The sequence below is a fragment of the Paraburkholderia sp. GAS448 genome, assembly GCF_050435685.1.
Taxonomy (GTDB): Bacteria; Pseudomonadota; Gammaproteobacteria; order Burkholderiales; family Burkholderiaceae; genus Paraburkholderia.
Genome location: NZ_JBNDKT010000002.1, coordinates 195506 through 220425, shown reverse-complemented (window position 1 = coordinate 220425; position 24920 = coordinate 195506). Strand labels below are relative to the sequence as shown.

23 protein-coding genes and 1 tRNA gene are annotated in these 24920 nt (G+C 63.3%); 17 read left to right on the top strand and 7 right to left on the bottom strand.

Translation table 11 applies throughout. The annotated features are described in order from the left end of the window. Window positions 1-153 precede the first annotated feature (153 nt). Together P3T23_RS04665 and dprA are read right to left on the bottom strand one after the other, a co-directional pair. On the bottom strand, window positions 154-531 hold the full coding sequence (locus tag P3T23_RS04665; protein WP_429315022.1) for a thioredoxin family protein: 378 nt from the start codon (window positions 529-531) through the stop codon (window positions 154-156). A 58-nt stretch (window positions 532-589) separates the two neighbouring features. After that, the gene (dprA, locus tag P3T23_RS04660; RefSeq protein WP_429315021.1) at window positions 590-1717 is read right to left on the bottom strand and encodes a DNA-processing protein DprA; all 1128 of its coding nucleotides are present in this window, start codon (window positions 1715-1717) and stop codon (window positions 590-592) included. Between the two features lie 238 nt (window positions 1718-1955). On the opposite strand from dprA, the gene def reads away from it, so the two are divergent. The 14 genes from def (at window position 1956) to P3T23_RS04590 (ending at window position 14609) form a co-directional block, all read left to right on the top strand. Then, window positions 1956-2459 carry a peptide deformylase gene (def, locus tag P3T23_RS04655; RefSeq protein ID WP_429315346.1) on the top strand — a complete coding sequence of 168 codons (504 nt, stop codon included), beginning with the start codon at window positions 1956-1958 and terminating at the stop codon, window positions 2457-2459. A 30-nt stretch (window positions 2460-2489) separates the two neighbouring features. Then, entirely contained in the window at window positions 2490-3476 is a 987-nt protein-coding gene (gene fmt, locus P3T23_RS04650; protein WP_429315020.1) for a methionyl-tRNA formyltransferase, read from the top strand. 104 nt (window positions 3477-3580) lie between these two features. Then, the gene (locus P3T23_RS04645) at window positions 3581-4231 is read left to right on the top strand and encodes a LysE family translocator (RefSeq protein ID WP_429315019.1); all 651 of its coding nucleotides are present in this window, start codon (window positions 3581-3583) and stop codon (window positions 4229-4231) included. Window positions 4232-4337: 106 nt separating this feature from the next. Then, complete coding sequence (htpX, locus tag P3T23_RS04640) at window positions 4338-5195, top strand: zinc metalloprotease HtpX (protein ID WP_429315018.1); 858 nt, start codon at window positions 4338-4340, stop codon at window positions 5193-5195. 204 nt (window positions 5196-5399) lie between these two features. Then, a complete protein-coding gene (rsmB, locus tag P3T23_RS04635; protein WP_429315017.1) occupies window positions 5400-6821 on the top strand; it encodes a 16S rRNA (cytosine(967)-C(5))-methyltransferase RsmB in 1422 nt (473 codons plus the stop codon). Continuing rightward, on the top strand, window positions 6818-7408 hold the full coding sequence (locus P3T23_RS04630) for a DUF4390 domain-containing protein (protein ID WP_429315016.1): 591 nt from the start codon (window positions 6818-6820) through the stop codon (window positions 7406-7408). Before rsmB ends, P3T23_RS04630 begins: the two co-directional genes overlap by 4 nt. Next, a complete protein-coding gene (locus P3T23_RS04625; RefSeq protein ID WP_429315015.1) occupies window positions 7398-9812 on the top strand; it encodes an ATP-binding protein in 2415 nt (804 codons plus the stop codon). Before P3T23_RS04630 ends, P3T23_RS04625 begins: the two co-directional genes overlap by 11 nt. Further along, window positions 9813-10502, top strand: coding sequence for a response regulator transcription factor EsaR (gene esaR, locus P3T23_RS04620; RefSeq protein ID WP_429315014.1), 690 nt, complete (start codon window positions 9813-9815; stop codon window positions 10500-10502). A gap of 121 nt (window positions 10503-10623) precedes the next feature. Next, window positions 10624-10699, top strand: a tRNA-Phe gene (locus tag P3T23_RS04615). Between the two features lie 369 nt (window positions 10700-11068). Then, window positions 11069-11800: a 7-cyano-7-deazaguanine synthase QueC gene (queC, locus tag P3T23_RS04610; RefSeq protein WP_429315013.1), complete on the top strand. Its 732-nt coding sequence runs from the start codon at window positions 11069-11071 to the stop codon at window positions 11798-11800. Between the two features lie 78 nt (window positions 11801-11878). Further along, window positions 11879-12511 (top strand): 7-carboxy-7-deazaguanine synthase, encoded by a 633-nt coding sequence (gene queE, locus P3T23_RS04605; protein WP_429315012.1) that lies wholly within the window; start codon window positions 11879-11881, stop codon window positions 12509-12511. Between the two features lie 9 nt (window positions 12512-12520). Continuing rightward, window positions 12521-12964, top strand: coding sequence for a 6-carboxytetrahydropterin synthase QueD (gene queD / locus P3T23_RS04600; RefSeq protein ID WP_133664064.1), 444 nt, complete (start codon window positions 12521-12523; stop codon window positions 12962-12964). A gap of 155 nt (window positions 12965-13119) precedes the next feature. Then, a complete protein-coding gene (locus P3T23_RS04595) occupies window positions 13120-13899 on the top strand; it encodes an HpcH/HpaI aldolase family protein (RefSeq protein WP_429315011.1) in 780 nt (259 codons plus the stop codon). Further along, window positions 13896-14609, top strand: coding sequence for a tetratricopeptide repeat protein (locus tag P3T23_RS04590; RefSeq protein ID WP_429315010.1), 714 nt, complete (start codon window positions 13896-13898; stop codon window positions 14607-14609). Before P3T23_RS04595 ends, P3T23_RS04590 begins: the two co-directional genes overlap by 4 nt. Window positions 14610-14667: 58 nt before the next feature. On the opposite strand, the gene rodA is transcribed toward P3T23_RS04590, so the two are convergent. From rodA to P3T23_RS04565, 5 genes are all read right to left on the bottom strand, one after another. Beyond that, on the bottom strand, window positions 14668-15816 hold the full coding sequence (gene rodA / locus P3T23_RS04585) for a rod shape-determining protein RodA (RefSeq protein WP_429315009.1): 1149 nt from the start codon (window positions 15814-15816) through the stop codon (window positions 14668-14670). 10 nt (window positions 15817-15826) lie between these two features. Further along, window positions 15827-18202: a penicillin-binding protein 2 gene (mrdA, locus tag P3T23_RS04580; protein WP_429315008.1), complete on the bottom strand. Its 2376-nt coding sequence runs from the start codon at window positions 18200-18202 to the stop codon at window positions 15827-15829. Window positions 18203-18340: 138 nt separating this feature from the next. Continuing rightward, window positions 18341-18853: a rod shape-determining protein MreD gene (gene mreD, locus P3T23_RS04575; RefSeq protein WP_133661480.1), complete on the bottom strand. Its 513-nt coding sequence runs from the start codon at window positions 18851-18853 to the stop codon at window positions 18341-18343. Then, complete coding sequence (gene mreC, locus P3T23_RS04570; RefSeq protein ID WP_429315007.1) at window positions 18850-19941, bottom strand: rod shape-determining protein MreC; 1092 nt, start codon at window positions 19939-19941, stop codon at window positions 18850-18852. The genes mreD and mreC overlap by 4 nt, the downstream gene beginning before the upstream one ends. Window positions 19942-20079: 138 nt before the next feature. After that, on the bottom strand, window positions 20080-21123 hold the full coding sequence (locus tag P3T23_RS04565; RefSeq protein WP_004189550.1) for a rod shape-determining protein: 1044 nt from the start codon (window positions 21121-21123) through the stop codon (window positions 20080-20082). Window positions 21124-21501: 378 nt separating this feature from the next. Between P3T23_RS04565 and gatC the strand changes: the two genes are divergently transcribed. The 3 genes from gatC (at window position 21502) to gatB (ending at window position 24890) form a co-directional block, all read left to right on the top strand. Further along, window positions 21502-21801: an Asp-tRNA(Asn)/Glu-tRNA(Gln) amidotransferase subunit GatC gene (gene gatC / locus P3T23_RS04560; protein ID WP_429315345.1), complete on the top strand. Its 300-nt coding sequence runs from the start codon at window positions 21502-21504 to the stop codon at window positions 21799-21801. Between the two features lie 129 nt (window positions 21802-21930). Further along, window positions 21931-23418, top strand: coding sequence for an Asp-tRNA(Asn)/Glu-tRNA(Gln) amidotransferase subunit GatA (gene gatA / locus P3T23_RS04555; protein WP_429315006.1), 1488 nt, complete (start codon window positions 21931-21933; stop codon window positions 23416-23418). Continuing rightward, complete coding sequence (gene gatB, locus P3T23_RS04550; RefSeq protein ID WP_429315005.1) at window positions 23415-24890, top strand: Asp-tRNA(Asn)/Glu-tRNA(Gln) amidotransferase subunit GatB; 1476 nt, start codon at window positions 23415-23417, stop codon at window positions 24888-24890. Before gatA ends, gatB begins: the two co-directional genes overlap by 4 nt. Window positions 24891-24920: the final 30 nt, after the last annotated feature.

Sequence of the window (24920 nt, the reverse complement as noted above, 5' to 3'; positions counted from 1 at the left end):
GGCTCATCATAAGTGGGTGCCTGTGTGTCCGGCAAGCGCGCAGCCCTGCCGCAAGCAAGGCCAGTGCCGCCTGTCCGGCGATACTCGCCGGACCTCCGCCGGCTCCCGTAAATGCGTGATGACGCTACGTGCCCGCTGCTTACCACCGGAGCGTCAGGCAACAGTCAGAGCCGGCCGCAGCTTCGGCGCTCCGGTCATGCCCGGCAGGCCGTAGAGATCGGAAAGCATGCGTTCGACGATGGCAGCTTGCGGCAACACCGTGCCAAAAAAGCGCGTGGTGACGGCATCTTCGATCAGGACCGTCGGAAAATTCTCCACGTCGAGATCGTCGAAGCGGTCGGCGTGCGTTTCGATGTCTATCCACGCGAAGCAGATATCCGGATGCCGGTCCGCAAGGCGGTCGAAAGCTTCTCTATATTCCCTGCAGGTGCCGCACCATTCCGCGCACAGACAGGCAACGAACAGCGTGTCGTGGTTATTGACGCGCTCGGCGATCCGGTCTGCGTCGGTGTCGAGATTCAGCGCGGGCATGGTGGTTCCTTGCGTACTTTTATCAGGTGCTTTGGCGCGAATGTAGCATGGCGCGCCGTCAATTGCGGTTCGCCCGCACGAATCGGCCGCCCGGTAATGCGGTGAGATGGCCGCCCAGTTCAAGCTGCAGCAATGTGCCCTGAAGCGCTGCCTCTTCCATCTCGGTGCGGACAGCGAGGATTTCAAGCGTGGCAGGCGAATGACCCAACGCGTCCAGCAGGCGCTTCGCATCCGGCGTCAACGACGAGGCGGGTGACACCACTTCTCCAGGCGCCGGTGCGACGGACCGGACAGCCCAGCCCAGTTCTTCGAGCACCTCTTCCGGTGTTTCGACGAGCTTTGCGCCCTGTTTGATCATCCGGTGACATCCGCGCGCAAGCGGTGCATGGATGGAACCGGGGATGGCGAACACATCCCGCCCCATTTCATTCGCGAGACGAGCCGTGATGAGCGAGCCCGATCGCATCGCGGCTTCCACGATCAGCACACCGCTCGACAGGCCGGCGATCAGCCGGTTGCGTTGTGGGAAATGCGCGGAGCGGGCAGACGTGCCGAGCGGCCACTCCGACACGATCGCGCCTGCTGCAGCGATCTCATGGGCAAGCTGATGATGGACGGCCGGATAAACGACGTCGGCGCCGGTGCCTATTACCGCAATCGTGCTGCCTGCACCGCACAGCGCGCCACGATGCGCAGCGGCGTCGATGCCGAGCGCAAGCCCGGAGACCACTGCGAGCCCCGCGTCCGACAGCGCCCGCGCGAACCGGCGAGCGTCTTCGACACCTTGCGGTGTGGCGCTGCGGCTTCCTACGATGGCAACGCTGCGGGTGTGGAGCAAATCGAGGCATCCTTTCGCATAAAGCAGCGGCGGCGGATCGGTCATCGTGAGCAGGGCGGGCGGATAAGCCGGATCACCCAGTGTCAGTACTTCATTGCCACGCTCGTCGCGCCATCTGAGGACGTTAGCGAGGTGGTTGTCGAAACCGGGATCTGGAGCGGCGAGTACAGCGCGTGCGGTGGCCTCATTGGTGATTGCCGCTATCGCCGCGAACGTCTGGCCAAGAAGCGCGGCCGGCAGGCCAAACGCGTCAAGCAGCGAGCGCAATGGGGCGGGCTTCAGCCCTCGCGCCATCGATAGCCGCAGCCACGCGGCGAGTTCATCATCGGTCATTGGCAATGTGTGCATCGCGTATCAGTCCTTTTGCGGCCAGCGGGGAGGCGGTCGCCATGCTAAAATTTTCATCATCCGAAATAAGCAGCGCTGCGTCTGCCCGCGCGCCTTCCGTCTGTGTGCCGGCGGCGCGTTGAATCGAACCGGTTCGACCGCATATCCTCCGCATAACGCGATGGGCCCACAAGCTGGCCAGGCGGCCAGCAGCATGGCGCGCCGGAGTGCGCAGCGCTCACTCATTCAACTCAGGACCATGGCTTTACTGAACATCCTCAATTACCCGGACAAGCGGCTGCACAAGATTGCGAAGCCCGTGGATGTGGTCAACGATCGCATTCGCAAGCTTGTCGCCGACATGGCCGAAACGATGTACGCCGCCCCGGGCGTCGGACTGGCTGCAACGCAGGTCGACGAGCATGTGCGCGTGATCGTGATCGACATTTCGGAAACACACGACGAACTTCGCGCGTTTATCAACCCGGAAATCATCTGGTCGAGCGACGAGAGAAAGCTCTCCGAAGAAGGCTGTCTGTCGGTGCCGGGCATCTACGACAATGTGGAACGTGCCGAGAAGGTGCGCGTGCGGGCGCTCAACGAGAAGGGCGAGACCTTCGAGCTCGACTGTGAAGGCCTTCTCGCCGTCTGCGTTCAGCACGAAATGGATCACCTGATGGGCCGCGTGTTCGTCGAGTACCTGTCACCGCTCAAGCAGACGCGCATCAAGAGCAAGATGAAGAAGCTCGCGCATGCGATGTAACGCGCGTCCTTCCTGCTAACTCTCCCGTTCATGACCCATTCGTTGCGCGTTATTTTTGCCGGCACGCCTGAGTTCGCCGCCGAGGCGCTGGCGGCAATTCACGCGGCCGGTTTCCCGGTTCCGCTCGTGCTCACCCAACCCGACCGGCCAGCCGGCCGCGGCATGAAACTACAGGCAAGTCCGGTCAAACGCTTCGCGCAGGAACACGGCCTGACCGTCGCGCAGCCGCCGTCGCTGCGCCGCAACGGCAAATACCCGGTTGAAGCTGCTGCCGCGATGGAACAGTTGCATACGACACCCCACGACGTCATGGTGGTCGCCGCGTACGGGTTGCTGCTGCCGCAGGAAGTGCTCGATATTCCCCCCCATGGCTGCATCAACATCCACGCTTCGTTGCTGCCGCGTTGGCGCGGCGCCGCGCCGATCCACCGAGCGATCGAAGCCGGCGACGCGGAAACCGGCATCACGCTGATGCAAATGGATGTCGGCCTCGACACCGGCGCGATGATCTCCGAAGCCCGCACGCCGATCCGTCCTGACGACACCACCGCCACGCTTCACGACCGCCTCGCGCAGGCGGGCGCGAAGCTGATCGTCGATGCACTGATCGAACTGGAGCGCACGGGCAGCCTTGCCGCGACGCCTCAACCGGCTGAAGGCGCCACTTACGCCGAGAAAATCGGCAAGCACGAAGCCGCGCTCGACTGGCGGCGTCCAGCGGTCGAACTGGCTCGCCGGATCCGCGCGTTCGACCCGTTCCCCGGCGGCGTAGTGACGCTCGACGACGGCACCGCGCTCAAGATCTGGGGCGCCGAAGTGGTCGATACACCGCGTGAGGCCGCGCCTGGCACGATCCTCGATGTGTCTGCGGAGGGCGTCGTGGTCGCAAGTGGCGAAGGCGCGCTGCGCCTCGTGCAATTGCAGAAGCCCGGTGGCAAGCGTCTCCCTGCGCGCGAATTTCTGGCTGGCGCGCCGCTTTCCGCTGGTCAGCGGTTCAAACTGCCCGAAGCATCGTAAAACGGTGGGCACGACTGCGCCATAGACCGTTCGGCCAACTGCCGCTGCAGCCTCGCGGCGCGTTAGAATCGTCTGTGAATCGACTGTGCGCCTGAGGATTTCAAATGTTCGGCATCACCCATTTCGCCTTCTTCGTCGTTGCGGTTTTTCTGCTGAACGTGACGCCGGGACCCGATACAGCCTATATCGTCGGGCGTAGTGTCGCGCAGGGGCGCCGTGCAGGGCTGATGTCGGCGCTCGGTATTTCCGCGGGCTGCTGCGTGCATTCTCTGGCTTGCGCGTTCGGCCTGACAGCCTTGCTCGCGGCATCGGCGGCGGCGTTCACAGTGATCAAGTTTGTGGGCGCGATCTACCTGATTTACCTTGGCGTGCGCCTGATCTTCGCGAAACCGGCGACTGAGCCAGTCGCTGCGTCAGGTGCGCCCTCGCGCGCCGCAGGTGCACCGAAATCCTTGCGTCAGCTGTTCCTGCAAGGTTTCTGGACCAACGTGCTGAATCCAAAGGTCGTGCTGTTCTTCGTGTCGTTTTTCCCGCAGTTCGTCACCACAGGCAGCGAGCACAAGGCGCTTGCATTCCTGACGCTCGGCGCGGTGTTCGTCGTGATGAGCACGGTGTGGAACAGCTTTGTCGCGTGGATCGCGGGCAGCGTCACGCAGCGCTTCTCCGGCAAGCCGGCTGTCAAAAAGTGGCTCGACCGCGGTGTCGGTAGCGCTTTTGTCGGTCTGGGCGTCAAACTTGCCACCGCGTCACGGTGATTGAATTTTCCATGTTCGCCCCTATCTAACAAAATGCTTACAATTGACCGTCACCAACAGGTGACGTCAAGAGCGAACTCACATTAGGGGCAAGGAGCAAACGGACATGTTCAACTGGGTGAAAACCGCGATGCTAATGGCCGCGATTACGGCCCTTTTCGTCGTGATTGGCGGCATGATCGGCGGATCGCGGGGCATGATGCTCGCATTCCTCGTGGCGCTCGGGATGAATTTCTTCTCCTACTGGTTCTCGGACAAGATGGTCCTACGCATGTACAACGCGCAGGAAGTCGACGAGACGAGCGCGCCACAGTTTTACAGGATGGTGCGTGAGCTTGCCACACGCGCCGAACTGCCAATGCCGAAGGTCTACCTGATCAACGAGGACGCGCCGAATGCATTTGCCACCGGCCGGAATCCGGAACACGCGGCTGTTGCAGCCACCACGGGTATTCTTCGCGTGCTCTCCGAGCGGGAAATGCGTGGCGTGATGGCGCATGAACTGTCCCATGTGAAGCATCGCGACATCCTGATCTCTACGGTCTCGGCGACGATGGCGGGTGCGATCTCCGCGCTGGCCAATTTCGCGATATTCTTCGGCGGTCGCGATGAAAGCGGCCGGCGGGCCAATCCGATCGCAAGCATCGCGGTTGCGATTCTGGCGCCGATCGCCGGTGCGCTGATCCAGATGGCGATTTCCCGCGCCCGCGAGTTCGAGGCGGATCGGGGTGGCGCGAAGATTTCGGGCGACCCGCAGGCGCTTGCGTCGGCACTCGACAAGATTCACCGTTACGCAGCCGGTATCCCGTTTGCAGCGGCTGAAGCGCATCCCGCGACAGCGCAGATGATGATCATGAATCCGCTTTCGGGCGGCGGGATCGCGAACCTGTTCTCGACCCACCCGGCGACCGAGGAGCGCATCGCACGTCTGATGGAGATGGCGCGCACCGGACGTTTCGACTAACGGCGGGTGCCCGGGGTGCCCCGGGGTGCCGTCGCCGGCGCCTCCTCCTGTCTGCCCAAGGGCGAGCCGCGAGGTTCGCCCTTTTTCGTTCGTACGAGGGGGCGCCGACCCGGGCTCGACGCGAAGCGCAGGGCCACCCGGCGGCCCAAGCTACAATGTCTCGTTTGTGCCACGCGACCTGCGAGGCCTGCCTTTGTCTTGTACATGACTTCAAAGCCTTCTGAGCGCCCTGTTTCGAAACCGCCGCATGCGCGCGGGCCCCGTTTGTCGACCCTGCATCTCGCGCCGGAGTCGCTGGGCTTTGCGCTTGACTGCGCCGCGCAGGCTGTCGGCGCGGTGCGCCTTGGCGCTGCATTGCCCGCTGCGCTGCAGAGCGTATTCATGTCCGCACCCGAGGGCGCCGCTGCAGCGGCGCGCGGCGCGGTGCAGGACATTGCCTACCGGACCATGCGGCGTCTGGCTACCGCTGAAGCGCTCGTCGTGCAACTGGTGCGCAAGGCACCACCGCCGCACGTCGGCCATGTGCTCGCATGCGCGCTTGCCTTGCTCGTCGATGAAGATGAATCGGCGGCTTATACGCCGTTCACGGTCGTCGACCAGGCGGTCAATGCGATCGGCGCACGACGCGAGTTCGCCTTTGCAAAGGGCCTTGTCAACGCCGTGCTGCGACGTTTTTTGCGCGAACGCGAGGGCTTGCTGGCCACTGTCCACACGGATGATGTCGCTCACTGGAATTATCCGCAGTGGTGGATCGATTCGGTTCAGCGGGCGTGGCCGGAAAACTGGCAGGCCATCCTTGCTTCAGGCAACGAGCAAGGGCCGCTTACGCTGCGCGTCAACGCGCGTCGCTCGACCGTCGCGGATTATCTGCGAGTGCTGCAGGGCCATCACATCGCCGCGACCCAGACCGGCGAACACGCAGTGCGGCTCGATGTGCCGATGTCGGTCGATCGTATCCCCGGCTTTAGCGAGGGCGTCGTGTCGGTGCAGGATGCCGGCGCACAAATCGCTGCCCAATGTATCGGCGTGCGCGACGGTATGCGCGTGCTGGATGCCTGCGCCGCGCCCGGCGGCAAGACCGGCCACCTGCTGGAGCTGGCCGACATCGAGCTCATTGCGCTCGAAAGCGATGCGTCGCGTGCACGGCGTATTGGCGAGAATCTGCAGCGCCTGGGTCTTGTCGCCGATGTGCGCATCGGCGACGCCGGCAACCCTGAAAAGTGGTACGACGGCCAGCCGTTCGACCGCATTCTGGCGGACGTACCGTGTTCTGCATCGGGTATCGTCCGTCGCCATCCGGATATCCGCTGGCTGCGTCGTGCGGCCGATATCCCCGCGCTCGTCGCAGAGCAGCGGCGCATTCTCGAAGCGCTCTGGCCCCTCGTGGAAACAGGCGGCGAGTTGCTCTACGTTACGTGCTCGATCTTTCCGGAAGAAGGTGAGTTGCAGGCGACGTGGTTTGGAAGCACGCACCAAGATGCGGTACGATTGGACGCGCCGGGGCAACTGTTGCCCACGGCCGCCCGCGCGCCAGCTGGAGCATCGGCCGAACTGCGTGCCGGGCAGGACACCGCCTCGAATTCAGACCACGACGGATTTTTCTACGCGCGCTTTCAGAAACGGTGACCATCAAACGCTTCTTTCCGCTTCGGCTTGCGGCCGTGCTCTGGATTGCGCTGGCCGTTTGCCTGAGCGCAGCCGGGCCCGCGTGGGCCGACTCGATTGCCGTGCAGCGCGCGTCGCTGGAATCGGATAACAACGGCTGGAGCCTCGACGCCCGCTTTGACTTCGAACTGAACAGTAGCCTCGAAGATGCCGTCAATAAGGGCATTCCGCTTTATTTCACCACCGATTTCGAACTCAGTCGTCCGCGGTGGTACTGGTTCGACGAGCAACCCGTGAGCGTCTCCCAAAGCATCCGTCTGTCGTTCCAGCCGCTGACGCGCGAATACCGCGTGTCGAGCGGCGGCCTGCAACTTGGCTTCAGCACGTTGAAAGACGCGTTGTCGGTGATCAAGCACGTCACGTCGTGGCATGTGATCGATCGCAGCCAGGTGCGTGCCGGTGAAACGTATAACGCTTCCGTGCGCATGCAACTCGATGTCGCGCTGATGCCCAAGCCGTTCCAGATCGACGCGGTCAACAACCGCGACTGGAACCTCTCTTCCGACTGGAAGCGCTTTACCTTCACGGTGACCGAACGTGCTAAATAGAGTGCGCCAGGCTCCGAGCTTGACCGGCATCATCGTGCGCGTGATGGTGTCGACGGTGGCCGTCACCGCCGTTCTGCTGCTCGTGCTGCTCGCCGCCGCGAGCGCGAACACCGAGTTCTTCGATCGCTACTATCAGTGGCTTTACGCGGCCAACGTTGCGGTCGCGCTGATCTTCATGCTGATCGTGGCGGTGCTCGTCGTGGTCATCATCTCGCGATTGCGCAAGGGCAAGTTCGGCACACGGCTACTCGCGAAGCTCGCGTTTTTCTTTGCGCTCGTCGGCGTCGTGCCGGGCGGGATCATTTACATTGTGTCGTATCAGTTCGTGTCGCGCAGTATCGAATCGTGGTTCGACGTGAACGTCGAAACCGCGCTCACCTCAGGGCTGAATCTCGGGCGTGGCATGCTTGACGCGTCGCTCTCGGATCTGCAGACCAAGGGCCGTCTGATGGCCGAGCAGCTCGCGAGCGCTGATTCATCCGGCACGACGCTTACGTTGCTGCGTCTGCGCGACCAGTTCGGTGTGCAGGACGCGACCATCGTCGAACCTGTGCGCAGCATGTCCGGCGCGACGCCTGAGATGCACGTCGTCGCGCAGGCCGCGAGCAACTACGCGTCGCTCGTGCCGACCGACCTGCCCACTCCCTTGATGATCGAACAGGCGCGCGGGCGTGGCTTCGCAGCAATCGAAGGTGAAGTGGATGGCGATCCGCAAGCGCGCGGGGCGAAAGGCGCATTGCGATTGCGCATCGTGCAGCGCATTCCCGATTCGAACGCGTCGCTGCTGCAGCCGGCTGAACGTTTCCTGCAACTCTCGCAACCTGTTTCGCCAACGCTTGCGCGTAACGCGGACGCGGTGCAGCGCGCCTATCGCGAATATCAGGAGAAGGCGCTCGGCCGCACGGGGCTGCGCAAGATGTATATCGGCACGCTGACGCTCGCGCTGTTCCTCGCGACGTTCATCGCGATGATGCTTGCGCTCGCGCTCGGCAATCAGCTTGCGCGGCCGCTCTTCCTGCTCGCGCAGGGTACCAAGGAAGTAACTGAAGGCGACTACACGCCGAAGCGCGAAATCAAGTCGCGCGACGAACTCGGCTTCCTCACGCAGTCGTTTAATGCGATGACGCGCCAGCTCTCCGAGGCGCGTGCGGCGGTCGAGAATAATCGCATCGCACTTGAACACTCGAAGGCGTATCTGGAAAGCATTCTTGCCAACCTGACCGCGGGCGTGTTCGTGTTCGACCGGCAGTTCCGGCTGACCACTGCGAATCGCGGTGCGGAGCGCATCTTCCGCCAGCCCTTCCAGGCGATGCTTGGCTCGTCGCTGGATAACATTGGCGTGCTCGCCGAGTTCGGCGTGATGGTGCGCAAGGCCTTCGCCGACCGCGAAGCGGCAAGCGGCGAAGGCCACGACGACCGTGGTCACTGGCAGCAGCAGGTCTCGGTGCAGGTAGCCGGCGAACCCGAACCGCTGACGCTGCTCGTGCGCGGCGCGCGGCTCGTCGCAGCGACCGACAGCGATGCGGAGGATGTTCAGACGTCGGGTCACGTCGTCGTGTTCGACGATATCTCCGACGTGATCTCGGCACAGCGCTCGATCGCCTGGGGTGAGGTTGCACGTCGTCTTGCGCACGAGATCAAGAATCCGCTTACGCCGATCCAGCTGTCGGCTGAACGTCTGCAGATGAAACTCTCCGACAAGCTCGCACCGTCGGACGCCGATGTGCTGAAGCGCGGCGCGACCACGATCGTCAACCAGGTCGCAGCGATGAAGCAGATGGTTGACAGTTTCCGCGACTATGCGCGCACGCCGCCGGCGGTGCTCGCGAATCTGCAACTCAACGACCTGGTGAGCGAGGTGCTCACGCTCTACGGTATCGAGGAAGGCAAGAGCGCGATTGCGGTGGAACTGGCGCCGAACCTGCCGGTGATTCGCGGTGATGCGACGCAATTGCGCCAGGTGATCCACAACCTGCTGCAGAATGCGCAGGATGCCGTCTCGGAAGTCGAACATCAGCGCGTGGTGCTCGAGACGAGGACAGTAGAATATGGCGATCCTGACGCGGAAGGCAAAGCGCGCGTTGCAGTCCGCCTGACCATATCGGACAACGGACCGGGCTTCCCCGCACGTATCCTGACGCGTGCATTCGAACCTTACGTGACGACCAAGGCCAAAGGAACAGGCCTCGGTCTGGCCATGGTCAAGAAGATCGTCGACGAACATGGCGCGCGCATCGACATTCGCAACCGCATGAAGGCGGGCGATGTGATCGAAGGTGCGCAGATTTCGATCCTCTTCCTCCAACTGGCAGACGATGAGGCGGCACCCGGAACTGAGCCGCGGGCAACACGCGGTGGTGCATCGCACGGAACAAAAGCAACAGTGCAGACAAGGGCAGCTTAAATGGCAACCATCCTGGTAGTAGATGATGAAATGGGCATCCGGGAATTGCTCTCGGAGATCCTGAGCGACGAAGGACACGTCGTAGAGGCCGCGGAAAACGCGCAGGAAGCGCGCGACTTCCGTTTGCGTCAGGCCCCTGATCTGGTGCTGCTCGACATCTGGATGCCGGACACCGATGGCGTCACCTTGTTGAAAGAGTGGGCCGCGCAAGGGCAACTGACGATGCCGGTCATCATGATGTCCGGTCACGCGACGATCGATACGGCCGTCGAAGCGACGAAGATCGGTGCGCTCAACTTCCTCGAGAAGCCGATTGCATTGCAGAAACTGCTGAAGGCGGTCGAGCAGGGGCTCGCACGCGGCAATGCGGCGCCGCCAGCGGGTGGTGTCGCGGCAAAGCCGGTCTTGCCAGTGGGCGCGTCGGCGGTGGCCTCGGCTGCCGCGTTGCCGATGATGCCGGCCGAAGGCATGCTCGGTGGCGCGCTGTCTGCGCAAACCGCATCGATCTCGTTCGATATCCCGTTGCGCGACGCGCGCGATGCGTTCGAACGCGCCTACTTCGAATATCACCTCGCACGCGAGAACGGCAGCATGACGCGCGTCGCCGAAAAGACCGGGCTTGAGCGCACGCACCTGTATCGCAAGCTGAAGCAGCTCGGCGTCGATCTCGGCAAGAACAAGGGTGAATGAACGGCGATATGCAGGTGGCGCGAAGGCCGCGCGCAATGAGTCCCCGAGGCGGTTGTCGATAAATTTTGACGAGGGGGCTTGAGGCGAGCGGTTCACTTTGATATACTTTCGCTTCTTCGTTGGCCCGGTAGCTCAGTTGGTAGAGCAGCGGATTGAAAATCCGCGTGTCGATGGTTCGATTCCGTCCCAGGCCACCAGAATTTAGCCCCAGGAAATCGCAAGATTCCTGGGGCTTTCTGTTTTTGTGGTGCTTTGCGGTACGGGATTCACCGTGATCCGGGCGGTCGGCGGCATGCTGCGTCGCATGATAAAATCACGTTAGTTCAAGGACTTGCCACGTTCTAACGACAAGTCCTTTTTCGTCTTCGGTGTCGGTGCCGCGCGTTGCGCGACACGCTCTGCCTGACGATCAGCGGTATAAGTGCCCGGCGACTCTGCATGCGGATGGCGCGGCCTATACTGCCTGAGCTGGCTCGATGCGGGCTCAGTGCCGCCCCACGTCCTGTCGCCGCATGGCTCACACCGCGCGGCCCCACGCGGGCACTCATCATTCACGGAGTTTCACGGTGACCCGGACAGACGCTAAACGTAGCGCGCTCGTGCTGTTCTCCGGTGGTCAGGACTCGGCCACCTGCCTCGCGTGGGCGCTCGAACGATATGAAACGGTTGAGACACTCGGTTTCGACTACGGTCAGCGACATCGAGTCGAACTCGAATGCCGCGAGGGCTTTCGCAGCGCGATCGCGCGGACATTTCCGGTATGGGGCGAGCGCCTCGGCGACGATCACATGATCGATCTTTCGGTGCTTGGCTCGATCAGCGATACGGCGATGACGCGCGAAATCCAGATCGAAGCCGCCGCAAGCGGTTTGCCGAACACGTTCGTGCCGGGCCGTAACCTGATGTTCATGACGATCGCCGCCGCGATTGCCTATCGGCGCGGGCTTCAGGTGCTGGTGGGCGGCATGTGCGAGACGGACTTTTCGGGCTATCCCGATTGCCGCGACGATACGATGAAAGCGCTGCAGGTTGCGTTGAATCTCGGCATGGACAGCCGCTTCCTGCTCGAGACACCGCTGATGTGGCTCGACAAGGCCGACACGTGGCGTCTCGCGCAGCAACTGGGTGGCGACGAGCTGGTTGAGCTGATTCGCGTCGAAACACATACATGCTATGTCGGCGAGCGAGCCGAATTGCACGCCTGGGGTTTCGGCTGCGGCGAATGTCCGGCGTGCAAGCTGCGCAAGCGTGGCTACGAAGCGTATCTCGCCGGCGAGAAAGTGACGGAACCCGTATAAAGGCAACAGACGAAGGCGGCGCACAAATGAACCCGCTTCGTGATACACCTATCCAGGAAACCTCAGGCAGAAAGCAGCATGACGTACGCGGTCAAGGAAATCTTCTACACATTGCAGGGCGAAGGCGCGAACGCCGGGCGTCCGGCCGTGTTTTGCCGCTTTGCCGGCTGCAACCTGTGGTCGGGCCGGGAGGAAGATCGCGCTGAGGCCGTCTGTCGCTTCTGCGATACCGACTTCGTCGGCACCGATGGCGAGAACGGCGGCAAGTACCGTACCGCCGAAGAACTCGTCGCGAAGATCGCGTCGCTATGGCCGGAAGGCGAAGGCGAGCGTTTTGTCGTGTGCACCGGTGGCGAACCGATGCTGCAGATCGACCCGCCGTTCGTCGACGCGTTGCACGCTGCCGGCTTCGAAATCGCCATCGAAACCAACGGCTCGCTGCCCGTGCTGGAAACCATCGACTGGATCTGCGTGAGCCCGAAGGCCGACGCGCCGCTCGTCGTGACGAAAGGCAACGAGCTGAAAGTCGTGATCCCGCAGGACAACCAGCGCCTGTCCGACTACGCGAAGCTCGACTTCGAATATTTCCTCGTGCAACCGATGGATGGCCCATCGCGCGACATCAACACGAAGCTCGCGATCGACTGGTGCAAACGCCATCCGCAATGGCGTCTGTCGATGCAGACCCACAAGTACCTGAACATTCCCTGATCCGCCGTGCTGACGATTACCCGAAAACTCGAATTCGACGCGGGCCACCGCATTCCCGATCACCGCAGCCAGTGCCGTAATCTGCACGGGCATCGCTACGTGCTCGAAATCACGCTGCAGGGCGACCTCGTCGAGACCGAAGGTGCGCCGGATCGCGGCATGGTGATGGATTTTGCCGACGTGAAGTCGCTCGCCAACGAACACCTCGTCGACCTGTGGGATCACGCATTTCTCGTCTATGAAGGCGATGCGCCGGTGCGCGGCTTCCTGGAGTCGATGCCGGGTCACAAGACGGTTGTGCTCGACCGCATCCCGACCGTCGAAAATCTGGCTGCCGTCGCGTTCGACATTCTCGCGAACGTCTACGATGCCCACTACGGGGTGAACCTGCGTCTTCACCGCGTGCGCCTGTACGAAACGCCGAACTGCTGGGCCGACGTCGTTCGCGACTGAACGAACGCGTTATTGTCACGGTATGATCGTTTCGACAACCAAACGGAGCGAGACATGCCGTTCACCGTACTGCGAAGCGCGCGCCGTGCCCGCCGCACCGCCCATGCTTCCATCCGCACTTCAGGCGGCGCGCCGCGCCATCGGGGGGCGCGGCGATGAGCACCTTCACCAATCCCCTCAAGCAACGACTGAAGGATCCTGATCCGCTGTTCGGGCTGTGGCTGTCGCTTGGCAGCGACACGGCTGCCGAGGCGCTCGCGCACGCCGGTTTCGACTGGCTGCTGATCGACATGGAGCACTCGCCGAATGACAGCGTCGACGTCACCGGCCAGCTGCGCGCGATCGCCGCGGCGCATCTGCCGACCGAGCCGGTCGTGAGGCTGCCCGCCAGCGAGTCCTGGCTCGTCAAGCGCGTGCTGGACGCAGGCGCGCGCACGTTGATGTTCCCCAATATCGAGTCCGCTGACGAAGCGGCGCATGCGGTCCGTCTGACGCAGTATCCGACCGCTGCGGGCGATGGCATGCGCGGTGTCGCCGGCGCGGTCCGCGCGGCGGCATATGGGATGCGGCGCGACTATGTGCAGAACGCCAATGCGCAGATTGCGACGATCGTGCAGATCGAGTCGGCGCACGCGCTGGAGAACATCGACCAGATCGCCGCGACGCCGGGTATCGACTGCCTGTTCATCGGTCCCGCCGATCTGGCTGCGAGCCTGGGGCATCTGGGCGATCCGAAGCACCCGGACGTGGTGGCCGCGATCGCACGCATCGCGGACGTGGCGCGTCGCGCGCATGTCGCTGCCGGCATATTCGCGATGGATGTCGCCAGTGCACGGCAACATCGCACGGAAGGTTTCAGCTTCATCGCGCTCGCGGCCGACGTCATGTGGATGCTGCGCGCAACCCGGCAGGCGCTGCAGGAGGTACGGTCATGACACGCATTTCACTTTCACTTGCGCGTGCCGCAGCCTGCGTAGCCGTGGCGGCGAGCGTCGCAGCACCGGCACTGGTGCACGCCCAGACCCTGCAGTCGCCGAAAGCCGTCGACGCTGAAACGCAGACCGCGGTCGCCGACTACAACGCCGGCAACCTGGGCGCCGCGCTGTCGGAGTTCCGTAAGGCCGCCGAGCACGGCAGCCGGCTCGCTGAGTTCAATTACGCGATGATGCTGCTGAACGGAGAAGGCACTACTGCCAACGTCGACGAAGGCAAGAAGTGGCTGCGCAAGGCCGCCGACGCGGACATGTCGCACGCGCAGTATGTGTACGGCAGGATGTATGACGATGGTGAGTTCGTCGGCCGCGATCCGGCGGAGGCGCACATGTGGTTCCTGAAGGCTGCGAAGCAGGGCCATGTGCAGGCCGAACTGGCGCTTGCGAACCAGTTCCTCGACGGTCGCGGCACATCGCGCGACAACCAGCAGGCGTTTTACTGGTACAAGAAAGCGGCTGAAGGTGGCGACATGACGGCGCAGTATGTGACGGGCTCGTTCTACGAGCGCGGAGGCGACGGGGTCGCGCGCAATCTCAATGTTGCGCGGGCTTACTATGCCGCCGCTGCGGCGCAGGGCGATCCGGCGGCGCGTCTCAAGTACCAGCAGCTCACCTCGCAATTGCAGCAGCAACACGAGGCGAAGCCGCAGTGACCAGCGCCACGTGCGCGGTTCCGGCGCTCAGGCCGGAACTCCGCTGTGCGATGCGGCTTCAGCTTTGCATGAGCCGCTTCTGTCGCGCGACACTCATGATGAGGCCGATCGCGACGCCCAGTGTGATGAGGGCCGTGCCGCCGTAGCTCATGAAGGGCAGCGGGACGCCGACCACCGGCAGGATCCCGCTCACCATTCCGATGTTCACGAACGCGTAGGTGAAAAACGCCATCGTGAGCGAGCCTGCCAGCAATCGGCCGAACAGCGTTGCGCCATTCGCTGCGATGTAGAGGCCCCGCGCGATCAGCAACATGTACAGGGTAAGCAACACGATCCCCCCCGCCAGACCGAACTCCTCCGAGAACACCGCGAAAATGAAGTCGGTGTGTTTTTCGGGGATGAACTCGAGGTGAGCTTGCGTGCCCTTCATCCAGCCCTTGCCGATCGGCCCACCCGAGCCGATGGCAATGACCGCCTGAATCGTATGGAAGCCCTTGCCTAGCGGATCCGAGGTCGGATCGAGGAGCGTACAGATGCGGTGCTTCTGGTAATCATGCATCAGCGGCCAGTTGACTTCCGGCTGGCAGATCTTGTCCTGGAACGCGGCGATCGAAGTCACCGCGATCACCCCCGCAATCAGTACCGGCACGATCAGCTTGAAACTCAGTCCGGCGAAGTAGATCACGAAAAAGCCGGCCGCGAACACCAGCACCGCGGTACCGAGGTCCGGCTGCTTCGCGATCAGTCCGACGGGCACTGCGAGAATCAGAAGGCCGACTATGTAGTCGTACCAGCGCACCACGCCCTCGCGTCGCTGGTAGTACCACGCGAGCATCAGCGGCGTGGCGATCTTCATGATCTCGGACGGCTGGATGACGACGCCTACATTGATCCAGCGTTTTGCCCCTTTGCGCGTGAGGCCGAATAGCGCCACTGCGATCAGTAGCGCAATGCCGAACGTGTAGAGCGGCACGGCGAAGCGCATCAGCGTCGTCGGTGGCACATTGGCGAGCGCCCACATCAGCGCGAAGGTCAGCATGATGTTGCGCAGCTGATCCTCGACCTTGCCGGGCATATCGAGCGTCGCGCTATAAAGTGTCACGATACCGACGCACAGGAGCAGAAAAACGATCAGCGCCAGCGGCCGGTCGAAGCCCAGAAACAGACTCTTGATGCGGTCGAGCCAGGCGCGCTTGTCGAATTGCATGCCTTTCTCCTTACTCGTCGATGCCGCCGGAAACCGGCAGTTTTGGCGACGTCGGCGCGATGCCGTTGTCGCGTGACGGCGCGGCGGCCGTCGGGGATTCGTCGCTGGCCGGACGGGGCGCGCGCGGCGGCTTGTGGGGTGCTTTGGTTACGACTGGTGCCGATGCAGTGGCCACAGCGGACGCGCCCTTTGCGGCACGGCCGCTTGCCGGAGTAGCCGAAGCACCCACTGCACGGGCCACAGGGCCGCCTGCGCCCGGTGCCGACGCAGCGGCGGCGCCGGACGCGGCTGTTGCATCCGTTGAAGAAGCGGCGGCATCAGGCTTTGGCTTCACCGGCGCGCCCGGAGGGGGCGGCAACGCCTTGAAACCTGCTGCCACGGTGACCGGCATAATGGATTCCTGCGCTGCCGGTGCCGCGCCGATCACGGGTGCAGATGCGTCTTCCGTCGCCGAGGCGGCTGCCTCCACTGCCGCCGCTTCGGCGCCCGGCTTCTGCCGCTCGAGCAGATAGTAGTCGAGCACACGTCGTGCGATCGGCCCCGCTGCCTGTGCGCCCCAGCCGCCGTTTTCGACGATCAGCGCGACCGCGATCTTCGGATTCTCGGCAGGCGCGAACGCGATGAAGAGCGCGTGGTCGCGCAGATGTTCGGCCAGCGCGTGGCCATGGTACTTCGCACCCTGCAGCGAAAAGACCTGCGCCGTCCCAGTCTTGCCTGCCACCGTGTACGCCGCATTGCGGAATACCTGGTACGCCGTGCCGGACGGGTTTGACGTGACGTTTTCCATCCCGCGCTTGATGACGTCGATGTCCTGCTGCGCCACGTTGATCCGGCCGTCGTCCTTCGGCACGGTCAGGCGGGTGTCGTGGTTGATCGGATTCTCGACTTCCTTCACGAGGTGGGGCTTCATTACGACCCCGTTGTTGGCGAGCGTGGCCGTTGCGTGCGCAAGCTGCAGGATCGTGTACGAGTTGTAGCCCTGGCCGATCCCGAGACTGATCGTCTCGCCCTCGTACCAACGCTGCTGCTCCGGCTTGCGATACGCTTTTTTCTTCCAGTCGGTCGATGGCAGGATACCGCGCGCTTCGCCGGCAATGTCGATGCCGGTGATCTGGCCGAAGCCCCACGGCTTCATGAAGTTCGCGATTGCGTTGACGCCGAGATCGTGCGCGAGCATGTAGAAATAGGTGTCGTTCGACACCATGATCGCGCGGTTCATGTCGATCCAGCCCTGACCCTGCGGCACGTCGTTGCGGAACGTGTGGCCGCCGAACGTATAGGAGCCCGGATCCTGAAAACCCCAGCCAGGCGTGCGCTTGTGCAGCGACAGCGCGGCGAGCGCCATGAACGGCTTGTAGGTGGAGCCCGGCGGATACGTACCGTGCAGCGGACGATTCAGCAGTGGGTGGTCCGGCGAATTGTTGAGATCGTCCCAGGTCTGCTGGTCGATGCCGTCGACGAACGAATTCGGGTCGAAGCTCGGCGCCGAGACGAACGCGAGCACGTCGCCCGTCGCGGGCTCGATTGCGACCAGCGCACCGCGCCGGCCTGCAAATGCCTGCTCGGCGACCTGCTGCAGCCCGATGTCGAGCGACAGCACCAGATTGTTGCCCGGCGTCGCCTGGGTGCGCGACAGTGTGCGCACCGGGCGTCCACCGGCGGTCACCTCGACTTCTTCGAAGCCGGTCAGCCCGTGCAGTTCGGTCTCGTAGCTCTGCTCGACGCCGATCTTGCCGATGTAGTCGGTGCCCTTGTAGTTGTTCGCGTCCAGACGCGGATCGTAGTGATCCGAATCGCTGTCGTTCTGGTCGCTCGCATCGTCGATGCGCTCCTGGTCGCGCTGCGAAATGCGCCCGATGTAACCAATCACGTGCGCCGCCGTCGGACCGAGGGGGTATTGACGGAACAGGCGCGCGCGCACTTCGACGCCCGGGAAGCGGAAGCGCTGCGCAGTGAAACGCGCGACTTCGTCGTCGGTGAGGCGCGTTCGGATCGGCAGGCTCTCGAAGTTCTTGGAGTCTTCCTGCAGCTTCTTGAAACGGCGACGGTCGCGCGCGTCGATCGAGATGACGGTTGCCAGATTGTCGATCACGTTTTCGAGCGAGTCATTCAGCTTCGACGGGGTGATTTCGAGCGTATATGCCGAATAGTTCTTCGCGAGCACGACGCCGTTACGGTCGGTGATGATGCCGCGGTTCGGTACGATCGGTGCGACTGAAATGCGGTTTTCGTCGGCCTGCAGCGAATATTTGCTGTAGTGCCAGACCTGCAGGAACAGGAAACGAAAACCAATCAGCCCAAAGCAGACGAACACGAACAGGCCCGCCGCGGCGACCCGCAGTCGGAACTTCGTAAGCTGCTGCTGTGTGTCCTTGAATTCGGTCATGCTTCTATACAAATGGTCGCGCAGCGGCCGTCAGGTGATGCGTGCCCGCGAATGGCTGCGGGCGGAAAGCGTAAGCGTTGCGCGTCGAGCCGGCAGGAGGAGAACGTGTTCAATCGAGCCCCCGACGCGTGGTTCGGCCTAGATGGGCCGGGTATCGTCCGGATCGGCCGGACGGCGCTGCGGCATCAGCAACAATACGCTCGCGACGGGCCACAGGGCAGCTTCGACGAAACCGTCGATCAGATAACCCCATCCTGGGAACGCGGCGCCCGTCAGCAGACGGGTGACGAACGGCACGAGCTGCGCGCCGACCAGGAGCGGCATCACGGCGAAAGCCTGCACACCGAGCGACATCCACAGCACGCGACGGTGGATCGTGATCGCGCCGTACGACAGCAGCGTGTAGGCCAGTGCGTGCTCGCCGAGCAGGCTCGCGTTGTGCACGTCCATCAGCAGGCCGAGTAAAAATGCGATGCCCATGCCGACCTTGCGCGGCTGGTGCACATTCCAGAACAGCAACACCAGCGCGACGAAATCCGGCACGCCGATGAGCCGGCCCCACGGCATCATGTTCAGCAGGAACGCAGCCGCAAGGCTAAACGCGATGAAGTATGGATTGACCGGCTGCAGGATGTATTGCGGGCGGTTCATGGCTTCGCCCCCTGGGCGCTCTTCGCCTTTGCGCCAGCTGACGCCGGCGTGGCCGGCTGAGCCTTCGCGCTTTTCTCTGTGGCTTTCGCAGCGTTCTTTTCAGCGGGTTTTTCCGCCGGTTTTGCGCCGCCCTTGTCGGTGCCTTTGTCGGCAGCCTTGTCGCCACCCTTCTCTGCCGCCGGTTTGGCGCTCTTCTTCGCCTTCGCGTCTTTCGCTGTGGCGACAGGATCGGGCTCGGCGGGCCGCGGCGGCACGTCGCTCACATAGTGCAGCACCAGCAAATGGCGCGCACCGCGCACCTGGGCGACCGGCACGCAGATAACCCGTGCAAACGCGGTATCCGCCTGCTTGTCGACCCGCACGACCTTCGCCACCGGCAGGCCCGGCGGATAGACGCCATCGAGACCGCTCGTCACGAGTTCGTCGCCGGCCAGCACGTCGGCGCTGATCGGCACGAAGCGCAGGTCGAGCGAGTCGCCCTTCGGCGTGCCGTAGATCACGCTGCGCAAGCCGGTTCGCACGATCTGTACGGGCACCGCCTGATCCTTGTCGGTCAGCAAGGTGACTTCCGATTGCAGCGGGAAAACACGCGTGACCTGACCGATCACGCCGTCTTCGTTGACGACCGGCGAGCCGTTCATGATGCCGTGCTGCGAACCGCGACCGATGACAACCTTCTGCGTGAACGGATCGCGGGTGTCGTACTGGATTTCGGCGGGGATCGATTGCGTCGTGGCGCGCTGCGACAGCTCAAGCAGCGCACGCAGATGCCCGTTTTCAGCACCCAATGCCGCGACCTGGTTGGCTTGCAGCGAAAGCTGGAGATTGCGCGCACGCAGCTTGTCATTCTCGCGACGCAGCGTCGTGCTGGTGACGGCAAGATCGGCGGCGTCAATGACGAGATCGCGCGGCACGAGCGCGGCGCGCTGCAACGGATAAAGGCCCGCGCCGAGGACGCCGCGAACGATCTCGAGCGTTCGGAAGCGTGCGTCGGAAATCAGCAGGGCAAGCGCCAGCACGACGAAGAAGATCAGTCGTGCGAGTGCCGAGGGGCCTTGCCTGAACAGGGGCGGCGGACTGTATTCCATGGTCGGCGCCGGGGGTGTGAGCGTGGTGGGTGAGGCTGCGGCGCGTCAGATGAGCGCCTGGCGGGCGGCGGCGGCTGGGTTGGCCAGCCGGTTGATCCGCGCCGCTTTAATCAAGATGAACTCGCAAGGTGGACTCGCTCACTCGTACGAGAAGATGCTGCCGAGCTTGTCCATGCGTTCGAGCGCCATGCCCGAACCGCGCACGACGCAGGTCAGCGGGTCTTCGGCGACGAGCACCGGCAGGCCGGTTTCTTCTGCGAGCAGGCGGTCCAGATCGCGCAGAAGCGCACCGCCGCCCGTCAGCATCATGCCGCGTTCGGCGATGTCGGCGCCTAGTTCCGGCGGCGTCTGTTCAAGCGCGATTTTCACCGACGACACGATCTGGTTCAGCGGATCGGTAAGGGCTTCGAGGATTTCGTTGCTGGAGATCGTGAAGCTGCGCGGAATGCCTTCCGACAGATTGCGGCCCTTCACTTCCATTTCCTTGACTTCCGAGCCCGGGAAAGCGGAGCCGATTTCCTTCTTGATTGCTTCGGCGGTCTGTTCGCCGATCAGCATGCCGTAGTTGCGGCGGATATAGTTGACGATGGCTTCGTCAAACTTGTCGCCGCCGACGCGCACCGAGCCCTTGTACACGATGCCGCCCAGCGAGATCACGCCGACTTCCGTCGTGCCGCCGCCGATGTCGACGACCATCGAGCCCGTCGCTTCCGACACCGGCAGGCCGGCGCCGATCGCGGCCGCCATCGGCTCTTCGATGAGATAGACCTGCGAGGCGCCTGCGCCATGGGCGGCTTCCTTGATCGCGCGGCGTTCCACCTGGGTCGAACCGCACGGCACGCAGATGATGATGCGGGGCGACGGGGAGAACATGCGGGATTCGTGAGCGGTCTTGATGAACTGCTTGATCATCTGTTCGGTGACGGTGAAGTCGGCGATCACGCCGTCTTTCATCGGGCGGATCGCCTCGATGTTGCCCGGCACCTTGCCCAGCATCTGCTTGGCTTCCTTACCGACCGCCTGGATGGTCTTCTTGCCGTTGGGACCGCCTTCCTGGCGGATGGAAACGACCGAAGGTTCGTCGAGGACGATGCCTTTGCCGCGCATGTAGATGAGCGTGTTGGCGGTGCCGAGGTCAATGGCCAGATCGTTGGAAAAGTAGCTACGCAAAAAACCGAACATTCAAAAATCCTGTCTCGCTGGGGGCCGCGCCTCGCGCGGTACGCGCAGGTGGGCAGCGGAAAAATAACAGCTTCAGATCGTGCGGGAACGTGCCACAAAGGCTCACCACAGGGGCTGAAGCTGCGAGGGAATCTACCGGAGGCCGGGCAAGGCCGCTCAGTTCACTCTGGAAAATGTCCAGAAAGGCCTTGCCAAGTCGGTCCGGGTTTGGGTCGAACGCGTAATGATACCTTATAATTTTGCTGGATTTGAAGGAAACAGATGGCACTTTTTGCCATTGCCACCCCCTTTTCGAAGGTTCGCTCCACTGTTGTAACCTGCTGTCGCAGCACTGTTTTTTCGCGCTGCAGCAGCCCACGTCTTTTTTCCGGTGACTGCATGGCCCTGACCCTGACCGATGTGAAACGCATCGCACATCTCGCCCGGCTCGAATTGCCCGACGCCGACGCGGAGCACACGCTTGCCCAACTCAACGATTTCTTCGGCCTTGTCGAGCAGATGCAGGCGATCGATACCACCGGCATTGCGCCGCTCGCGCATCCCATCGAGCAGATTGAAGACGTCGCGCTGCGCCTGCGCGACGACGCGGTGACCGAAACGGTGCGCCGGGAGGAATTCCAGCGCCCGGCGCCGGCCGTGCAGGAAGGTCTGTATCTGGTGCCGAAGGTCATTGAATAAGCCGCTGCGGCGAACTCCGCGTGCGTGCTTTTCGCCAGTACCAGTACTTGTGGCGCGGCCGCCGGCGGGCAGCCGACCGCCTCCACGACAGCGCCAGAGCGCGCTGTCGCGCTCTCCAGGAATAACGCAATGCATGAAAAAAGCTTGACCGAACTGCGCGCTGCGCTCGATGCGAAGGAATGCTCCGCCGTCGAACTTGCGCAGGCGTATTTGCGCCGCATCGACGCAGACAAGGGCCTGAACGCGTTCATTCAGGTCGACCCTGAACTCACGCTCGCGCAGGCGAAAGCTGCCGACGTGCGCCTCGCCAACGGCAACGCCGGCCCGTTGACCGGCCTGCCAGTGGCGCACAAGGACGTGTTCGTCACGCGCGGCTGGCGCTCGACCGCCGGCTCGAAGATGCTCGCAAATTACGAAAGCCCGTTCGATGCGACTGTCGTCGACCGGCTGGAGCGCGCCGGCATGGTGTGCCTTGGCAAGACAAACATGGACGAATTCGCGATGGGTTCGTCGAACGAAAATTCGTACTTCGGCCCGGTGCAGAATCCGTGGGATCGCAAGGCGGTGCCGGGCGGCTCGTCGGGTGGATCGGCCGCGGCCGTGGCTGCCCGTCTCGCGCCTGCCGCGACCGGCACGGACACCGGTGGCTCGATCCGTCAGCCGGCAGCATTCAGCGGCGTGACCGGCATCAAGCCGACGTACGGCCGCGTGTCGCGCTACGGCATGATCGCGTTTGCTTCGTCGCTCGATCAGGGAGGCCCGTTCGCGCAGACGGCCACCGATTGCGCGACGCTCCTGAACGCGATGGCGGGCTTCGACGAACGCGATTCGACGAGCCTCACGCGCGACGACGAAGACTACACGCGTTATCTTGGCCAGCCGTGGTCGGCCGATGCCGCCGGCAGGCCGCTCGCCGGTCTGCGTATCGGTCTGCCGAAGGAGTATTTCGGCGCGGGCCTCGCCGACGACGTGCGCGCCTCGATCGACGCTGCACTTAAGCAATACGAGGCGCTCGGCGCCAGTCTCGTCGAAGTGTCGCTGCCGAAAACCGAGCTGTCGATTCCCGTCTACTATGTGATCGCCCCGGCCGAAGCGTCGTCGAACCTGTCGCGTTTCGATGGCGTGCGCTACGGCCATCGCGCGGCTGAGTATCGCGATCTGCTCGACATGTACAAGAAGTCGCGCGCGGAAGGCTTCGGTCCGGAAGTGAAGCGCCGCATTCTGGTCGGCGCGTACGTGCTGTCGCACGGCTACTACGACGCCTACTACCTGCAGGCGCAGAAGATTCGCCGCATCATCGCGCAGGATTTCCAGGAAGCGTTCAAACAGTGCGACGTGATCATGGGGCCGGTGTCGCCGTCGGTCGCGTGGGATATCGGCGCCAAGGGCGACGACCCGGTGCAGATGTATCTCGCGGATATCTACACGCTGTCGGTGAGCCTCGCGGGGCTGCCGGGCATGAGCGTGCCGTGCGGCTTCGGCGCGGGCGCGAATGCGCAGCGTCCGGTCGGTCTGCAGATCATCGGCAACTATTTCAATGAAGCCCGGATGCTGCAGGTCGCGGACGCGTTCCAGCGCGCGACCGACTGGCATCGCAAGGCACCGGCGGGAGTATGAACATGCAGTGGGAAGTCGTAATCGGTCTTGAGACGCACGCGCAGCTGTCGACGGTCTCCAAGATTTTCTCCGGTACCGCGACGCAGTTCGGCGCCGCGCCGAACACGCAGGCGAGCCCGGTCGATCTCGCGCTACCGGGCACGCTGCCGGTGATGAATCGTGGCGCGGTTGAGCGCGCCATCCGTTTTGGCCTCGCGATTGGCGCAAAGGTCGCGCCGCGCAGCATTTTCGCGCGCAAGAATTATTTCTACCCTGACCTGCCGAAGGGCTATCAGATCAGCCAGTACGAGATCCCGGTCGTGCAGGGCGGGCAGATCACGATTCAGGTGCCTGCCAACGAAAAGGCCGGTAAGGAAGCGTACGAAAAGACCGTCAATCTCACCCGCGCGCACCTCGAAGAGGATGCGGGCAAGTCCTTGCACGAAGACTTCGCCGGCATGACCGGCATCGACCTGAATCGCGCCGGCACGCCGCTGCTCGAGATCGTTACCGAGCCGGAAATGCGCAGCGCCGCCGAGGCGGTCGCGTATGCGAAGTCGTTGCATGCGCTCGTCGTGTGGCTCGGTATCTGCGACGGCAACATGCAGGAAGGGTCGTTTCGCTGCGACGCGAACGTGTCGGTGCGGCCGGTCGGTCAGAAAGAGTTCGGCACGCGCGCCGAGATCAAGAACCTGAACTCGTTCCGCTTCCTCGAAGAGGCGATCCAGTACGAAGTGCGCCGCCAGATCGAGCTGATCGAAGACGGTGGCACGGTGGTCCAGGAAACGCGTCTGTACGATCCGGACAAGCGCGAAACACGTTCGATGCGCAGCAAGGAAGACGCGCACGACTACCGCTATTTCCCCGATCCGGATCTGATGCCGCTCGTGATCGACGCGGCGTGGATCGAGCGCGTGAAGGGCGAGATGCCGGAACTGCCGGCGGCGATCCAGGCGCGCTTTGTCGAGCAGTATGGCCTCACGCCGTACGACGCTGGCGTGCTGACGTCGAGCAAGGCAACGGCCGAGTATTACGAGGCCGTGGTCTCGAAGGTCGGCGCGGCGCAGGCGAAGGTGGCAGCAAACTGGCTGATGGGCGAAGTGTCGTCGCAACTGAATCGCGAAGGTCTGGACATCGCACAAAGCCCGGTCTCGGCCGCGCAACTCGCGCTGCTGCTGCAACGCATCGCAGACAGCACGATTTCGAACAAGATCGCGAAGGAGATCTTCCTCGCGATCTGGGAAGAGAAGGCCACCGACGAAGCCGCTGCCGATCGCATCATCGAAGCCAAGGGTCTGAAGCAGATCTCGGATACGGGCGCGCTCGAGGCGATCATCGACGAAGTACTTGCGGCGAACCCGAAGTCGGTTGAGGAATTCCGCGCCGGCAAGGAAAAGGCGTTCAACGCGCTGATCGGTCAGGCGATGAAGGCGACCAGGGGCAAGGCCAATCCGCAGCAGGTCAACGAACTGCTGAAGAAGAAGCTGTCCTGATAGAAGTCGGAAGTCGAAGCCGTTTCCGCA

Coding starts and splice junctions, on each gene's coding strand:
- P3T23_RS04665 (WP_429315022.1), bottom strand. CDS start 531: ATGCCCGCGCTGAATCTCGACACCGACGCAGACCGGATCGCCGAGCGC.
- dprA (WP_429315021.1), bottom strand. CDS start 1,717: ATGCACACATTGCCAATGACCGATGATGAACTCGCCGCGTGGCTGCGG.
- def (WP_429315346.1), top strand. CDS start 1,956: ATGGCTTTACTGAACATCCTCAATTACCCGGACAAGCGGCTGCACAAG.
- fmt (WP_429315020.1), top strand. CDS start 2,490: ATGACCCATTCGTTGCGCGTTATTTTTGCCGGCACGCCTGAGTTCGCC.
- P3T23_RS04645 (WP_429315019.1), top strand. CDS start 3,581: ATGTTCGGCATCACCCATTTCGCCTTCTTCGTCGTTGCGGTTTTTCTG.
- htpX (WP_429315018.1), top strand. CDS start 4,338: ATGTTCAACTGGGTGAAAACCGCGATGCTAATGGCCGCGATTACGGCC.
- rsmB (WP_429315017.1), top strand. CDS start 5,400: ATGACTTCAAAGCCTTCTGAGCGCCCTGTTTCGAAACCGCCGCATGCG.
- esaR (WP_429315014.1), top strand. CDS start 9,813: ATGGCAACCATCCTGGTAGTAGATGATGAAATGGGCATCCGGGAATTG.
- queE (WP_429315012.1), top strand. CDS start 11,879: ATGACGTACGCGGTCAAGGAAATCTTCTACACATTGCAGGGCGAAGGC.
- P3T23_RS04595 (WP_429315011.1), top strand. CDS start 13,120: ATGAGCACCTTCACCAATCCCCTCAAGCAACGACTGAAGGATCCTGAT.
- P3T23_RS04590 (WP_429315010.1), top strand. CDS start 13,896: ATGACACGCATTTCACTTTCACTTGCGCGTGCCGCAGCCTGCGTAGCC.
- rodA (WP_429315009.1), bottom strand. CDS start 15,816: ATGCAATTCGACAAGCGCGCCTGGCTCGACCGCATCAAGAGTCTGTTT.
- mrdA (WP_429315008.1), bottom strand. CDS start 18,202: ATGACCGAATTCAAGGACACACAGCAGCAGCTTACGAAGTTCCGACTG.
- mreD (WP_133661480.1), bottom strand. CDS start 18,853: ATGAACCGCCCGCAATACATCCTGCAGCCGGTCAATCCATACTTCATC.
- mreC (WP_429315007.1), bottom strand. CDS start 19,941: ATGGAATACAGTCCGCCGCCCCTGTTCAGGCAAGGCCCCTCGGCACTC.
- P3T23_RS04565 (WP_004189550.1), bottom strand. CDS start 21,123: ATGTTCGGTTTTTTGCGTAGCTACTTTTCCAACGATCTGGCCATTGAC.
- gatC (WP_429315345.1), top strand. CDS start 21,502: ATGGCCCTGACCCTGACCGATGTGAAACGCATCGCACATCTCGCCCGG.
- gatA (WP_429315006.1), top strand. CDS start 21,931: ATGCATGAAAAAAGCTTGACCGAACTGCGCGCTGCGCTCGATGCGAAG.
- gatB (WP_429315005.1), top strand. CDS start 23,415: ATGAACATGCAGTGGGAAGTCGTAATCGGTCTTGAGACGCACGCGCAG.